General features: G+C 40.4%; 10 protein-coding genes, 1 tRNA gene and 1 pseudogene. 4 read left to right on the top strand and 8 right to left on the bottom strand.

The features are described from left to right. Positions 1-9 precede the first annotated feature (9 nt). The 5 genes from I2I33_RS19285 to I2I33_RS19265 all read right to left on the bottom strand — a co-directional run bounded on the left by I2I33_RS19285 (position 10) and on the right by I2I33_RS19265 (position 7,342). On the bottom strand, positions 10-3,297 hold the full coding sequence (locus tag I2I33_RS19285) for a SusC/RagA family TonB-linked outer membrane protein (protein ID WP_087420854.1): 3,288 nt from the start codon (positions 3,295-3,297) through the stop codon (positions 10-12). Between the two features lie 136 nt (positions 3,298-3,433). Beyond that, a complete protein-coding gene (locus I2I33_RS19280; protein WP_087420853.1) occupies positions 3,434-4,537 on the bottom strand; it encodes a FecR family protein in 1,104 nt (367 codons plus the stop codon). Between the two features lie 95 nt (positions 4,538-4,632). Continuing rightward, positions 4,633-5,208 (bottom strand): RNA polymerase sigma factor, encoded by a 576-nt coding sequence (locus I2I33_RS19275; RefSeq protein WP_087420852.1) that lies wholly within the window; start codon positions 5,206-5,208, stop codon positions 4,633-4,635. 237 nt (positions 5,209-5,445) lie between these two features. Beyond that, on the bottom strand, positions 5,446-6,924 hold the full coding sequence (locus I2I33_RS19270) for a catalase (protein WP_087420851.1): 1,479 nt from the start codon (positions 6,922-6,924) through the stop codon (positions 5,446-5,448). An 85-nt stretch (positions 6,925-7,009) separates the two neighbouring features. After that, positions 7,010-7,342, bottom strand: coding sequence for a diguanylate cyclase (locus I2I33_RS19265; RefSeq protein WP_087420850.1), 333 nt, complete (start codon positions 7,340-7,342; stop codon positions 7,010-7,012). 162 nt (positions 7,343-7,504) lie between these two features. Here I2I33_RS19265 and I2I33_RS19260 point away from each other — a divergent pair. The 4 genes from I2I33_RS19260 (at position 7,505) to I2I33_RS19245 (ending at position 11,410) form a co-directional block, all read left to right on the top strand. Then, positions 7,505-7,578, top strand: a tRNA-Asn gene (locus tag I2I33_RS19260). A gap of 251 nt (positions 7,579-7,829) precedes the next feature. Next, entirely contained in the window at positions 7,830-9,044 is a 1,215-nt protein-coding gene (locus tag I2I33_RS19255) for a site-specific integrase (RefSeq protein ID WP_087420849.1), read from the top strand. A gap of 88 nt (positions 9,045-9,132) precedes the next feature. Next, positions 9,133-9,666, top strand: coding sequence for a JAB domain-containing protein (locus I2I33_RS19250; protein ID WP_087420848.1), 534 nt, complete (start codon positions 9,133-9,135; stop codon positions 9,664-9,666). A gap of 745 nt (positions 9,667-10,411) precedes the next feature. Then, positions 10,412-11,410 carry a PL29 family lyase N-terminal domain-containing protein gene (locus I2I33_RS19245; RefSeq protein WP_195666877.1) on the top strand — a complete coding sequence of 333 codons (999 nt, stop codon included), beginning with the start codon at positions 10,412-10,414 and terminating at the stop codon, positions 11,408-11,410. Positions 11,411-13,313: 1,903 nt separating this feature from the next. On the opposite strand, the gene I2I33_RS19240 is transcribed toward I2I33_RS19245, so the two are convergent. From I2I33_RS19240 to I2I33_RS19230, 3 genes and pseudogenes are all read right to left on the bottom strand, one after another. Next, complete coding sequence (locus tag I2I33_RS19240; RefSeq protein ID WP_087420845.1) at positions 13,314-14,582, bottom strand: thioredoxin family protein; 1,269 nt, start codon at positions 14,580-14,582, stop codon at positions 13,314-13,316. Positions 14,583-14,603: 21 nt separating this feature from the next. Continuing rightward, complete coding sequence (locus tag I2I33_RS19235; protein ID WP_087421292.1) at positions 14,604-15,761, bottom strand: aspartyl protease family protein; 1,158 nt, start codon at positions 15,759-15,761, stop codon at positions 14,604-14,606. 22 nt (positions 15,762-15,783) lie between these two features. After that, positions 15,784-16,425 (bottom strand): annotated as a pseudogene (locus I2I33_RS19230) (S8 family serine peptidase); the annotation flags it as partial. Between the last annotated feature and the right edge of the window lie 75 nt (positions 16,426-16,500).

Raw genomic sequence — 16,500 nt, 5'->3', positions numbered from 1 at the left:
TACTCATGCTTAAAATGTCATATTCACAGAAAAAGAAACCGTCCGTGCAAATGGATAAGAAGTACCCCGTTCGGCCTTAATGGTCGAGCAACGGAAAATATCATTCATATTGGCACGTATCGTCATATTCTTTAAAAATACTTTTTTCAACCATTTCTGTTCTCCAAATTCATAGGCCAGTGATATAGATTCACCACTTAACGTATTTTCTTTCTGAACATAGCGGGAAGTCATCGGTGCGGTTTCATTATCACTAACAGTTGAAGTGATCTTTTTATATTGGGCACGATCTCCCGGTTTCTGCCAACGATCATACAAGGCACGCTTATCCTGATTATAAGCGGTCATCGCCGTTGTCTTCAGATTTTCAATGCGGTTATATAATTCTGTATTAAAATAATCGGCATCAATCCGATAACGGAAATAAGCACTAATAGAAAAACCCCTGTAATAAAGATTGGTACCAAACACACCTTCCAACAAAGGCTCCGTGTTCCCCACCACCGTCTCGTCGTTTATATCATAATCGAAAGTATAACTTCCATCCTTTTTAATATAAATCTCCGATCCTGTCATCGGATCTATACCTGCAGAACGAACGGCCCATATGTCGGTCGGGCTACCCCCATCCCGGTAACGCGTCAGAGAAGTAGACTTCAACTCGTCATTCAGCAATTCCAAACCCGCACCGATATTACGATATGTCTGTTTCTGATGCCGCCCGTTTAAAGAGAACGACCAGTTAAGACGATCTTCCGCCTTTGACATAACAGTTCCAACCACATTGAAACTGACTCCTTTCGTACGTTGAGCACCCAAATTCGTGATGTAAGAATCACGCCCCGTGGAAGAGGCTATTGAAGTCGTTACCAACATGGGATCAGTATCTTTCCAATAAACATCCGTATTAATTTTCAAACGATTATTCAATACCGTCAAATCCAATCCCAAGTTATAATCCATCGTTTTCTGCCATTTCAGATCGGGATTCCCGAAACCGGAAACATTAGCACCCATACCGAAAGCATTTTGCAGGTTCGTATTATACACGTAAGTCGTATAGGCCTTATAAGCAGAGAAGTTCTGATTTCCCGGATTACCGACAGAAAAACGTAGTTTTAACCAGTTCACCCAATCCCCGATAAAAGCCTCATTATGAATATTCCAAGCAACCCCGACAGACCAACTATCCGTGAAGCGCTTATTCGTCCCAAATACCGAAGATCCGTCTTTACGATAATTCACGTCCAACAGGTACCGGTTGTTGTAAGCATAGTTAAGGTTCAGGTAAAAACTCGTACTACGGGTAGTAGACTCATTATATGAAGGCTTACTTTCGGTAGCATATTCGTTGGCAAAAGCAGGATTCGGAACGTTATCATCCGGGAAACCGATTGCAGTAAAAGCGTCATTGATCAAACGTGTGGAAGAGAAGTTCCACCCTAACACGGCATTTACTTGATGTACATCTCCCAACAATTTTCCATACGTCACAGTCACATCCCCATCATATCCCCAACGATCAGTTGTTGATTTCGTGTAAGAACCCCGTTCCGTCTTTTCCGTTTCGTCAAAATCAGTATGGAAAGGAGACTTGAACTTTTCGCTCTTGTTATTACCTTTCGTCAAACTGATTCTTCCCCGTGCCATGATCCCATCCATGGGACGCCATTCCATCTGGAAATTGTTGCGGAAAGAGATCTCTTTCGCACCATCCAGATAGTTCAAGCTGGCATTATACAAAGGATTTTCAACTTTAATCGACCAAAAACCACCATCAACCGAAGACTCTTCCAGATACTTCGGCACAGAACCTTCGTAATCTTTCGGGTAATAGGGATTCGTCTGCACATACACGGAGAAACTTTGCGGTGCATTTTGACTTTCCGTATAGTCTAACGTAAATTTATTGTCAAAACTGAATTTACCTTTCCGGTAACGTAAATCAATATTAAAACTCAAAACGTCACGTCCGGATTGTTTCATTACTCCTTGGGTTCCGTTATAACTCAGCCCAACTCCATACAACATGGCATCATCACCCCCTTCAACATACATATTGTGTTTATGCGAAAACCCCGTTCTCACCGGTTCACTCAACCAATAAGTATCCACCCCGCTTTGCACGTTTTTCAACCGCTGGTTATAAAGATTCATTCGATCAACCAAATATTCTTCATTCGAGGTCTTCGTGTAATAGCCAGTCAACCACTCAAATTCCAACTTCTCAGCGGCATTCATCATATTATAATCGCTAAGATCCGGCATCTGAACCGTGAAGTCACCATTATAAGACAAACGCAATGTTCCCGGAGCGGGACGCTTGGTTTCCACTACCACAACTCCATTAGCGGCCCGAGAACCGTAGATTGCCGTGGATGCAGCATCTTTCAATATCGTAACAGAAGCCACCCGCTCCATATTCAAATCAACAATCGTCTGCAAATCTACCTCAAAACCATCCAAGATAAACAAGGGTTGATTCGGGTCAACGGCATAATCCTCTTTCAGGTTGACGATACTCGTTTTACCTCGAATATCAATATCAGGCAATTTATTCGGATCGGAACCGAACTCGTTGTTCGGGGTGATATGAAAAGAAGGGTCTAACGTTTTTAAACTCTGCAAAATATTTTGCGATCCCATCATTTTCAAATCCTCTTTCTTATATGTCGTTGCGGAACCGGTAAAACTTTCAGATTTACGCTCGAAAATACCGGTCACGACCACCTCGTCCATTTGGGTGGTCTCCTCTTCCAATACAACTTTTAGCTCCGCCTGTCCGGAAAATGTCACTTCAGCCGTTTTCATTCCGATGAAAGAGAATTGCAGAACCGTTCCGGCCGTATGGGGAAAAGAAAGAGTGAATTTTCCGTCCATATCTGTCGAAGCTCCCAACGTAGTACCTTTTAGCAAAACGGTTACTCCCGGTAAAGGTAATCCTTGGACATCTACAACCACACCTTTTACCACCCGTTGCTGCACAGGGTCAGGTTTCGTTTCTTGGGGACGGATAACAACCGTGTTATCAACTATCCGGAATGTAAATTTTTTCCCTAAGACTTGTCGTAAAGCCTCATCCAATGAAACATTCTGGCAATGAACCGAAACTTTTCCCACGGCATTAATTTCCTGATTGTTGTAAAAAAAGTCCAGTTTCGTCTGTTTCTTTATCGCATCAAGCGCTTCTTTACAAGTTGCATTACTTAGATCGAGACTAATACTGTCCGCCTGAGTGTAAGTGCCCGCACTTAATCGCAAAATACCAAAGAGGATTAAAAAAACGGTTAATTTCATAAACCTCCATGTTTTCAATAAAAAATTCATACATTTGTAGTTATGGGTTTAACAATTACCGGACGCCTACTGCAATTTGTGCCCGGCCGATTAAAACACACCTACGGTAATCGCGTCAACGGTTACCGTTTTTATATTATAAATTACGAAATACTTTCACTTGCCGTCCCTCCACCTTGAACCTAACATTGGTCGTCTCCTCAATTAATTCCAACACCTGTTCCAACTCGTTATAACGTTTCATCACTCCGGTAAAGCGATAATATTTTGCCACCACATCATCAAAACGAATCTCCACATCATACCAGCGTTCCAACTGATGCGCAATAGCTTCCAAAGACATATCGCTAAACACAAAACGTCCTTTTTTCCAAGCAATAATATCATCAACATTTACTTGTTCGGTCGTAATCACCCCACCCTTCAAAACAGCCTGTTCACCCGGCTCAAGAATATATTCCTGATAAGTATCCGGATAGGACACTCGAACTTTCCCTTCAGCCAAAGTCGTACGTAAACAATTGTCATCCCGATAAGCATTGATATTAAATTCTGTTCCCAAAGCCTCCACCTGCATATCGTTTACCACAACTCGGAAAGGTTTCGTCGCATCTTTCGCCACCTGAAAATAAGCCTCTCCTTTCAAGAAAACTTTCCGTTCTGTACCGACAAAATCAACCGGGTAACGTAATTCTGATTCCGAATTCAACCACACCCGAGTTCCATCGGACAATTGTACTTGATATTCCGTAGAACGGGGAACACTCAACGTATTAAAAATCTCTTCCTCCAACTGTACGTTCTCTGCATGATAAATCATCTGCTGTCCGGCACTCACCAGAATTCCGGTTCCACTCTCCTGGATTACCGAATCATTATTCCATTGTTGCACTTGGAGTACTCGCCCATCGTTCAAGGTAAGTGATACTTGATGACGCTTTCCCACGTTTTCCGGCTTCGGAACGACCTCATCGGAATGATGACCATAAAACCAGATACCGACAGCCAGAGGCATCACGATAGCAGCCGCCACCGCCCACTTCCGTACCAGCTCTCTTCTCCGAGAATATTTCAACGTCCGGCAAACTTGCTTCCACATACGTTCCTTATCCGGCGGACTGGCCACTTTCCGGCACTCATCCATACGGACCAGTAGTGAGAATAATTCCTTATCCACCTTTTCCTTGTTACTACCTGCCAAGAAATCATCCAACTTCTTATGTAACTGTTCTTTCTCCATTTTCAAAACCAGTCTTTACATTCTTTATTGTATTCTTTCAAACACACTAATGACAGGTAACTGAAAAAAAAGGGTGAAAAAAGAAGGATTTTTTTTCACATATATCCTAAAAAAATAAGTAATGCTATGATCTCCAAATCTTTTTCATTGAATTCGGCTCGCAATTTACTATAAGCACTTTTTAATTGCGTTTTGACCGTATTAACAGAGACATCCAATCTTTCTCCCACTTCCTTATACTTCAAACCTTCAATACAAGCCAGAATAAAAATCTCACGGCACTTCTCCGGCAACGAGTCAACAAACACATTCAAGCGTTCCCGCATGATATTCAACTCTTCTTCATCCTCCGAAACTTCTTCCTCCATTATCTCCCATCTCTGACTTTCCTCGTAATGATGTTTCACTTTCAAATGCTCCAAATAATTTTGGCAACGATGATCCACGGCCTTACATAGATAGCCGACAACAGAATCCGTTATTTTCAAATTTTTCCGCAATTGCCAGAAACGAATAAATACCTCCTGCACTATGTCTTCGGATACTGAACTATCCTTTACAAAGCCAAACGCACGATAATACAACACGTCCGTGTACTCTCGAAAAAAGTATTCCAAAGCGGATGTATCTCCCTGTTGCATTTTTTCGAAAAGGATCAACTCATCTGGCATAAGACAATAGGTATTATTTCAAACAAACTCACCGTTATGCAAAAAAAGGTTTTTATTCCATACCGAAAAAGCAAAAAAATCATAAATAACAACAATAATACCACACATAATATCCCAAAATCGTCACACACTCGCTTCCATGGGGCAAAGTAAAGACTGACAGTTGGGGAAATCCTATCTCGAATTATTCCAGAACACACAACGTATTCCTCAGCCGTCAGTCAGTAAAAATTATTATTAATCTTCTTGTTGTTGGCGTTTCACCTCGGCAAGAACTTCTTTCATATCCAAGCCTGCCGCCTCGGCAATACCTTTACCACAACGTTCGTCTGCTTGGTAAAAGCGAGCTACCACCCGCACTTTTATATTCACGGGCACTCCTTCCATAGCCGCAGCAACATTCGTGTGTATTCGCTTCTTCTCGTCTTCAGGTACCAGACGATACAGGTCTCCCGGTTGCGTGTAGTAATCTTTATCTTGTTGGTAATGACTACCCATTCCCCGAATATCAAAAGGAGGTTGATTATAAGCATGGTTATCTACCGGTCCGCCGAAACTATTCGGCTCATAGTTCACCGCACCACCACCGTTACCATCCACTCGCATAGCTCCGTCCCGGTGGTAATTGTGCATCGGACAGCGAGGTGCGTTTACCGGAATAGAATCTGCGTTAATTCCCAAACGATAACGATGGGCATCCCCGTAAGCGAACAGACGCCCCTGCAACATCTTATCCGGTGAAAAACTGATTCCCGGGACCACGTTAGCCGGATTGAAAGCAGATTGTTCCACGTCGGCAAAATAATTTTCCGGATTCCGGTTCAACTCGATCACCCCAACCTCGATCAACGGGTAATCCTTGTGACTCCAGACTTTCGTCAAGTCGAACGGATTAAAACGATACGTTTCCGCATCCTTTTCCGGCATGATCTGTACACACATTTTCCATTTTGGGAAATCCCCCTTCTCGATATTCTCGAACAAATCCCGCTGGGAATGTTCCCGATCTTTTGCCACGATCTTTTCCGCCTCTTCATTCGTGAAATTGGCAATCCCTTGCATACAACGCAAATGGAATTTTACCCAGCAACGTTCGTCATACTCGTTATAAAAGCTGAACGTATGACTTCCGAACCCGTGCATATGACGGAAATCTCGTGGAATACCCCGATCACTCATCAAAATCATCACCTGATGCAATGTCTCCGGCGACAGGCTCCAGAAATCCCACATCGCCGTGTTACTCCTCAGGTTCGTCTTCGGGTCTCTCTTTTGCGTGTGAATAAAATCGGGAAACTTCAACGGGTCCCGAATAAAGAAAACAGGTGTGTTATTCCCGACCAGATCCCAGTTCCCCTCGTCAGTATAAAACTTCATGGCAAATCCCCGAACGTCCCGTTCCGTATCGGCTGCTCCCCGTTCTCCCGCCACCGTGGAAAAACGCATGAACACATCGGTCTTCTTGCCAACCTTGGCAAAAATGCTTGCTTTCGTATAACGGGTAATATCATTCGTCACCGTGAACGTGCCAAACGCCCCGCTTCCCTTGGCATGCACGATACGTTCCGGAATCCGCTCCCGGTTAAAATGAGCCAATTTCTCGATCAGCCAAACGTTTTGCAAGAGAGCCGGTCCATGAGGTCCCGCTGTTTGAATGTTTTGATTATCACCTACCGGAGCCCCGGCTTCAGTGGTAAGTTTTTGTTTCTTTTCCATGGTTAATAAGGTATATTCGTTATCATCTATATCCCGATTATACCTTATTAACCATTAAAAAGTTTTACAAACGAATCAAAAATTTTTACTCCGTTTTCGGCTTGCGAATGTAATGAGGCATCTCAAAAGGAATCTCCAAAGAAAATTCTACCAACCCCATAAACTCGCCATTCTCATACCACGGGGTCTGATAAATCAATTTCTTCACGCCGTTTTTCTCGATCGTGTAAGCATTCGTGGCATGTTCCTCCATCAACTGCACTAACTTCGTCCGGGCAGGCTCCGGGTGACAATCCAACACGTTCTGCCCGACAAGATCTCCGTGATTCGTCATTTGAGATTTATCATTCATTTGAAGAATCTTACCCTCTTTATCGCAAACCGTGATAGCCACGTTCAATTCTTTCATGTAATCCATAGCAGTCATTTTTTAATTGATTCGCAAATCTACAATTTTTCATCATGCAGATTCCCATTTTCCCGAATTAATAGCCATAACCCAAATTTTTCTGCAAATTTTTCTGCAAATATTTTGCGGAATTCAACAAAACCCCTATATTTGCATCGCTTTTGAGAAAATTCCTTAGTAGCTCAGTTGGTTAGAGCGGCGGACTGTTAATCCGTAGGTCGTAGGTTCAAGTCCTACCTGAGGAGCTAAGAAGCTGAAAGCCAGTAGAAATACTGGCTTTTTTCATGCTCAGAATTTTGATACTTACATTGAATATCAACACTTTAGCCACAAGACACCATTCCATACCAGTACATTTCAACAAAAAAAACAGGGTGAATTACAATGGAAATATCAACAAAAGTGGTCACAAAAGTGGTCACCTCCTCTAAAAAAAGTGGTCACCTTTTTTCAAAGGATAAGTTATTGTTTTAAAGGCTATTAAAGCCAATAAATTATGATAACAAGAGTAAATATTTCATTTTTCAGGTATCACTCAAGGGAAACTGAAACAGGAGAAGCACCTCTTTATTGCAGGCTATGGCATGAGAGCAAGAGAAAAATTTTCTCCATTGGGTTCAAGGTTACTAGAAACAGGTGGAACCAGAACAAGCAAATAGCAACAGGAAAGTCTGAAATGACACAAAGGATTAACACCCAGATGGAGGTTATAAAGAAGAAACTTGTTGAGATTGAAACAAAATTAATCATGGAAGGGTCTGAAGATATTCTGGAAGACATGTATGCCTTGTACATTGGGAAAACAACTGTCAGCAGGTCATTCATAACCTTGTTTGAAGAGAGGTACATGACTGCAAAGAGCATGGAGGGGATAAAGTTCAAGAAAAGCACCCTGGATAAATTCAAAGATGTGCTGGAACTGGTGAGGGCATACATTAAAAAATCCTATCATGCATCAGATATTCCCATGAACAAGGTTAATTTCAAGTTCATATCTGGATTGGAAGACTACCTTCTCACTGTGAGGAGGCAGAAACCTGTCACTATAAACAAGAACATGCAGAGGGTAAAGCAAGTCACCACCTATGCAATGAAATGTAATTACATCAAGGTAGATCCTTTCATTGATCATGCCCCATTGAAGGTGGAGAAAGAACTGGTATTCTTAACCACAGAAGAACTTCACAAGCTAGAAAGCTATCAATTTGCACAGGAAAGATTAGCCAAGGTGAGAGATTTATATTTATTCAGTGTCTATACAGGTTTGGCTTATCATGAAGCATTTGCCTTGCAGAAAAAGCATATTATCATGGCATTTGATAAAAAATTCTGGATTGAGATGAAGAGGGAGAAGACTGGAAAGGGTATCAGTGTCCCCCTCTTACCACAGGCAATGAAGATCATGGAAAAATATGATAATGGTGGGGATAAAGAGGCTCATGTGTTGCCAGCCATCAGCAACCAGAAGATGAATTCATACCTGAAAGAGATTACTGAAATTGTGGGTATTAACAAGAAATTAACCCACCACACAGCAAGAAAGACCTTTGCTACCACCATCTTATTGTATAATGATGTTCCTATTGAGATTGTCAGCAAGTTACTAGGCCATTCATCAATAGCTGTCACCCAGAAACATTATGCCAAGGTGGTCAACAAAAAAGTTAGTGCCTGCATGGAAAAGCTAGAGAAACAACTGAATCATTGTTAGGGGAGAGACAACATCTCCCCTTCCACATTCAAATAAAAAACAAACCTCCTTTTCCATGTTTTGGTTGCAAATTTAAATATAGCAAATAATGAAATCACTAGAAAAATTATTAAATGTGGCAGAAGTTGAACTGTCTTACAAAAGCCACATAAAGCCAGCAGACAGGCTAAAAATTTCAGATGAGAAAGATGTGTATTCACTAGCCAGAAGTCTCCTAGAAGACAGGATAGAACACCTTGAAGAAATGTATATGGTGTTACTAGATCAAGCACTAAAGGTATTGGGTGTGGCTCTAGTAAGTAAAGGTGGGGTTTGTAACACTGTGGTTGATCTTAGGATCATATTTCAAGCTGCAATCCTTGCCAATGCAAGCAGGATAATTCTAGTTCACAATCATCCCTCTGGCAATCTTAAACCAAGCCTGCAGGATGACAAGATCACCAAAAGAGTTTATCAAGTTGCATCCATCCTAGGAATAGAGTTAACTGATCACCTGATCATTTCAGAAGAGAGTTATTATAGCTATGCAATTGAAGGCAGGATAGATGTGATGAATCCTAGCAGGGATGATTACTCTTCACCATTTTTGAATCTGGATGAGATTGTCTTGCCAATTCATTAAAGAGTGTTAAAACATGGCAAATAAGGCCTCAAATCCTTGATTTAAGCCACTTTCTCCCTCCTTTCATAGGATTCTCTTCATCACTCCTAAAAATGGCAATATAAAGCCTAATTAGCCTTGTTTTAATCATGCAATTTTGGAAGAAGTGGAGGAATTGTCCCAGATGTTTTTAAATGATTATTATATATAAAAATGAAAACAAGTGGGACAATGTTGCACATAGATGTATATAATACACTAAACTAAGTGCAACAATCATTCAAATCTTCTCCACCCCATATGGTACAGTTCTAATTTTTACCTTTATATAGAATTAGACCTGTACACCATCTTGAGAAAAAGGGAAGATATTTTACTCTTTAATGTGAATTAGATTTATTTTTGTCATACAACATCCCATGAGGGCATTTGTTTATAATGCTGAATATATTTACTTTTGTATTGCAGGAGTGAGAAATCATGTCCAGCAAACATATTGAAATGTAGAAAGCATTAGCTTATCCTGACTTTAGAGAATCTGGTAAATTTTAGAAAGGTGCAGGGATAGTGACAAATGCTCAACTTGCCATATATATAATCAATATATAAGGTCAAGCATGGGATGTTATTATCTGTACCTTGGGTTTACCAGAACCTTCTAAAGTGGATAATCTCAATTCCCATGCTTTCTTGTTAGTATAATAACCTCCCAGGGGAATTGGAGGAATATTTACATTTTAACATGAAATTTAAAAATTTTATCCCCATGCTATCATTCATCCTCCTTTTCTGTTTTGTTGGGTGTAATGATGATGATTATTCAGATGACATTGATGCTTTGAAAAAAGAACTGGAAGAGACAAAAGCAGCAGTTAAAACAATTCAAGATTTAAGTAATGCTTTACAAAACCAACTCTTCATTGATTCTTATGAGAAAACAGATAATGGCTATACCTTGAAAATGAGTGATGGCAGTAATATAACTATCACTCAAGGCCAGAAAGGAGAAGATGGAACAGATGCCCCAACCATAACAGGTATTAATGAAACAGAAGATGCACTAGAATTTGTGTTTAGTGATGGGACCACTATCACACTTCCTAGGGGTGAGAAATATGATGTGATTACATTAGATTGTGAAGTGATAGCAGGAAATAATATTAGAGTTGATTTTCAGCTAAGGTACAATGAATTTTGGGGCAATGATCCTGTTTTTCCTTTTCCTGAAGATTTAGAGATCAACTGGGGAGATGGCAAAATAACAGGTAGTTCTGAATATAGATACAAAACAAGTGGAACATACACAATCACCATTAAAGCAAAGCAAATTCATGCTCTATATCTGAATGAATTATCAAGTAAAATTAAAAATATTGATATTTCTCAATGTTCCAATTTGCAAGGCATCAACATTGACAATTGTAAAGGAAATATCACCCTTGAAAATGCTAAAAACTTAGTTTATCTGGAAGGAAGACCTGAAACAACAAATTTAAACTTAAACAATTTACCCAAGATAAGATGTATCAACATTGAATCTTCCACTCTTTCTGAACTAAACATCAGTAATTGCCCAAAAATAGAAATATTAAAAGTAAAGGAAGTAAATCTTAATAGCATAGATATTAGCAATTATAACAATTTATACAAGCTAAATTGCAGCAATTCTTCTATTTCTACTATATGGGTGTGGGAAGGATTTAATTCTTCCACTTTTGATGAATGGCTAGTACCTGAAGGAGTAGAATGTAAAGTAAAACAATAAATATATGAAGAGGGAGTACAATATAAACACTCCCCCTTCCATCCATAAGATACCTTTCATCCCCCCTATCAACAATAAAAAACAAACATCACATATTGGAAACATGGTGTTAATAGGTATTTTTTGAATCAAGATTGTTGTATTCTCCTAGGAATCAGGAAGTCAAAAAATATTTAAGTTACTCCATATCCTTAAGTAGAGAGGAGGCATCAGCTTTGGCTGGTGTTTCCTTTCAAATACCTGTTTATTCTCCATCCCTAAGAGTCAAGAAAATTGAAATGAATCACAACTGTCTTTACCTTTAATTATTTTGTTAATAAATATTAAATTATAAATATTATTGCCCCCTCTATTTGCTTAAAATTGATTGATTTCACTCTCTCATCAAGTAATTTGATGGTGCATAGTATAAGGCTGGGGGCTAGAAGCAAATGAAGAAACACCTTGCTATTGGACACAGGAGTAGCTACCTGATCCAACAATGCTCCATTTCACTAATTTACTCACCCAAAAGGAGAGAAGGACATTGAAGTTTAAGATAGATTTTAATATGGATTCTGACTGTTTCATCAATTCTTCATCTGGTAAGGTTGCCTCTATCTTTAAAAGCAAAAGTACATGGTTTCTTCCCATTGTACTATAATAAAATTCTTTAATAATGCAAATATAATACATTTTTTTAACAAATTCCAAATTTTAAAGCAATTATTTTACATTTTATATCCACATTACCCTATCAGCTAAGACTAGCCAGCACCATAACAAGATGCAAAATAAGGCCTATTTTAGGCTCATACAGGCACTTTAATTCAAGAATAATACATTTTATTAACTCAAAAAATAACATTAAAATATGAAGAGAAAAAAGCACTATTTACATTCTGGATAAGAATAGACAATATACAACATAAACAACTAGTTATTAATTAATTACATGAGAATTACTATCACATTCTTATGGTCTATTCCATATACTCCATCAGCCTTTACAACAACTAACTATCTAATTTTCAATCACTTTTTAAGTAGGTTCAAGTCCTACCTGAGGAGCTAAGAAGCTGAAAGCCAGTATTTCTACTGGCTTTTTTCATGCTCGCAAGTTTCGATTTTCATGCGAAAATTCAAACCGTCCATTAAATAAACACCTGTTTTAAAACAACTTAGCTACTTTATCCAAAATCATAAACACATTCAGACAAACAAGGTATTAAAATATCATATTTGCTATCATTTACACTTCATTTGCTATCAACTGGTCACCAAAGTGGTCACCTCTCTTTCAAAAAGTGGTCACCTTTTTTAAAAGAATAAGTTATTGTTTTAAAGACCATTAAATAGCTTACATAAAAAAATCAGGAAAAACATTTTCAAACGTATTATCTTCGCATGCTTAATCAATATAACGTCAATGAAAGAACTTCTAGATTTAACCTTACTCCGGGAGATTCTCAATTCTTTCAAGGCGGAGAACATAACAAGCACTAGCAATCAAATTGATATATACCTTGACGAGAAAATCTATATCTATTAGCAACAAATAAAAGCAAATCATACCTAATTCCCGACCTCAAACCGGGTTGAAAATGGAAAAAGGATTTGAATTGCTGATCTATTGCCCCATGATTGCATTCCAACCTCGGAACACAGTGTATGTTATTTTTCCTTATATCCTGTTAAAATGGCGGCTATAATCGGGTGATAAGGCGGCGACAATGGGGCGACAGCGCCTAATTGTCACCCAACAATCGCCCAACAACCAGATAATTTTCATGACCAACCTTGGAAATACCCCTTTAAAACCAATACTATACCCAATTCTTCTATTCCAATAAAAACCAGCGTGCAGGATTATCCCCCCACCCTGGTTTTCCAACAATATTCGACGATTATTATACCTTTTCAATCATTTCTTCAACAATTGTTCCCGAATAATCTGTTCATATTTTTCAGGAGTGGCCCCGGTTTCAATAATCGGTTTTCCTCCCACCGGGATAAAAAACAACGTGGGCAGGGCCACCACGTTAAACATACTACATAACTCTTTTTCCTTGTCAGCATTTACTTTCAGGAACAAAACTTGATCTTTGTATTTTTCCGCCATCTTTTCCATTTCCGGGATCAAACGCATACAAGGCCCGCACCACGTCGCCCAGAAATCAATGACCACGGGTTTGTCCCCCTTGAACACGAACTCTTTATCTTTACGATAATCGTAAATATGTTCCAGGAAATACTCTCGGGTAATCGGGTTCAATTTCCCGGGAACAACCGACGAGGTAACATCTCCAACCACGTCATCTTTCACTTCAACCAAATCGAAAGACTGAAAATAGATTTTTTGTTTTTGATAATCTATTGAAATAATTCCCTTTTCCAGTATGCCGGAACCTAACACCGAACGAGGCAATTCTTTATTTTCCGCCACGACCACGCTACCCAACTGATCTTTCACGAAATCACACACAACGGCAGTCTTCGTCTTGGTGATTTTCACGGACTTCCCGTAACCATTCATGACAAAAGCCACTCCCCCGTCAGTACCATCAATCCGGGCAAAATCTTCCGCCGTCATGGAAATCATCCCGTCATTCCACGTATCAAACAGCAAAGAATACACAGTCCCGTTAATCGTAACCGGGCATACAACAGTACTCCCCGGTAACACCTCCATATCAGTCCGATAGTCCAGTTTCATATACGAAGGCCGGTAAGGTATGGAAGTCGTTATCTTTTTACGCCTACGATCAATCGTCAGCACCACGTTACGGAACATGGCCCCCCCAACAATTCCCGCAACACCCAATTCACGTAAATAAGATTCATCACCTAACACGAATGCTGACACGCCATTACCAAACACGTTATTCCCAAATGCCATCGTGCCTATCAACACGCTTTTCACCACCGGCACTTTCTTGTACAAAAATTCATTATACTTAAATTCACCCGGAATATTCTCGTCAATTTTTAACCTCTCCACGTATTCCGGTAAGATTGCCGTGTGCCCGGCCAAGTCCAGCACGAAACCAGCGACTTCCCCGTTCACGACCAAATCCAAGATAATCTTCCCGTCCACTTCCCGGTAATCCCGGACCTCTGTCGATGTGTTCTTTGTCTGCGCCCATGTCAAACATGATAACAAGCAGAACAATGATAATATCAATATTTTCATTCGTTATAGATTTACATTTACCTAAAATCTCTTGATCTCGACTTTCCTTTCTCGTCCCTCTTTCAAAATAATAATATAAGCCGAATCACCCTCTATCGCATCCAAAAGAGCATCTATCTCCAACTGGCTCTGTGCCACGCTGGAAAGATTCTTGCCATTGATATTCACGACCCGATCGCCAAATTCAAGCTGATCCTTCAAGTTATCCCAAACGGTTGTCACCTCGAAATGTCCCTTCACGGGTAATATTCCCACGTTCCAGGTTTTAGGGGCACCACCCGCGTCAACAATCTCTTCGCCATACGGGAAAAAATAGAAACGTTCCCGCATATAATCAATAACGATCTTGCCATAACGCAACATATCAATGCCGATGATACTCATTCCCATATTGATCGTAATACTTCCCACGTTAGTAAACTTTTTATCCAGAAAAGTCATCTCCCCGATAGCCACCTTGTCAATTTCAACCGGTTGTCCGACACCGCTAATTCCGACCATATTCACGCCTATTGCCTCCGCCACTTTTATATTTTTGACCTTATCTTTCAGATCACCATAGTCGATGGAAGAAAGTAATAAAAGTCCCGATGCTCCCGTGTCGAACAAAACCCGTTTTGACACGCCCCCAAAATCGACATCCACAATAGAATGGCTGGACTGGCCCGGAAACATCCGGACCCCATCCGTGATTTTCAAGCCTGCCGGACGATAAGGATAATTGATCACCATAATCTTTTCCCGTGAGTCAAACGTAATTACCGACCGGGCAAAAGCATCCCCTCCCAGAATTCCAGCCACACCAAGCTCCCGGAAGAAGCCTGTTGCGGGGAATATCATGGTTTCCAAACGGGGCAATCTATAATTCGGACTTAATTCCACATCATGCAAGATTCCGGTTTGGAAACTAGTCCCCGCCCGGTTGATGTCAGACACGCTTGTCGATGTTCCCGTACTTGTCGCTTTCATGTCAACAGCCACGTCCCGCATAGTTCCCGTTTTTCCACCCGTATCCACGATATATTTCACTTTTATCCCATTCACGGTGACAGGAATAATGATCTTTTCCCGAATTAATTCGTAATGAATCGTGTCACACACACGACGGGTAACTTGTTGCCCGAAAACACCTGCCGAAAACAATACCAACAGGCCAACAATGAATACGATTGTTCTCATATCACGCATTGGGTGTAAATAACTATTTTTCCGCTAGTTTACTCGCTGCCACGACGGCCTGATAAGCATTCAAGATTCCCCCGGACAAACACAAATCATCGAAAAGAAATAAATCCTGTGTCTTCTTTCCCCCGACTTCAATACCTTTTTCGACCTCGACTCCCTTTCTGGAAGTCACGGATGCCAACAGAATATCACGAATTTGTGAACCTGTCAAGTTGGGATAATAGGCTTTAATCAAAGCAGCAACCCCGGCAACAGATGCCGATGCAAGTCCCATTCCAGTTCCCGTTTGATAAGTATCACCCGTGTAAGCGGCATACACGCTGACACCAGGGGCATATAAATCTAATTCTTTCGCTCCATAGTTGGAATTCATGGAAGGATTACCGTACTTGTCGGAAGAAGCAACAACCATGAGATTCGTCAGCTCTTTTCCGTCTGTCATCCAACGGTTGGGGAAGAATAACTGCTTGGATAAATCCAATGACAATTCCCAGGCCGGAACGATGACCAACACGTCTTTATCTTCGGCATAACGTATCGCCTCTTCCATCCATTTTTTCTGCATTTCCGGGTACAGCGTGTTTTGTTGGGGCAGAACAATCACGTCAGCCTGATGGTCAACAGCATAACGAATGGCTAACGCCATATCCTTCAAATGGAAAATATAAAGTCACTTGACCCACTATTATACTCTAAATTGACCCATCAAAAAAATATTAGAATTAAGTAGAGA

The sequence above is a fragment of the Butyricimonas sp. BSD2780061689_150309_C8 genome (genome assembly GCF_015560935.1).
Taxonomy (GTDB): domain Bacteria; phylum Bacteroidota; class Bacteroidia; order Bacteroidales; family Marinifilaceae; genus Butyricimonas; species Butyricimonas paravirosa.
This window is presented reverse-complemented; position numbering and strand designations above follow the sequence as displayed.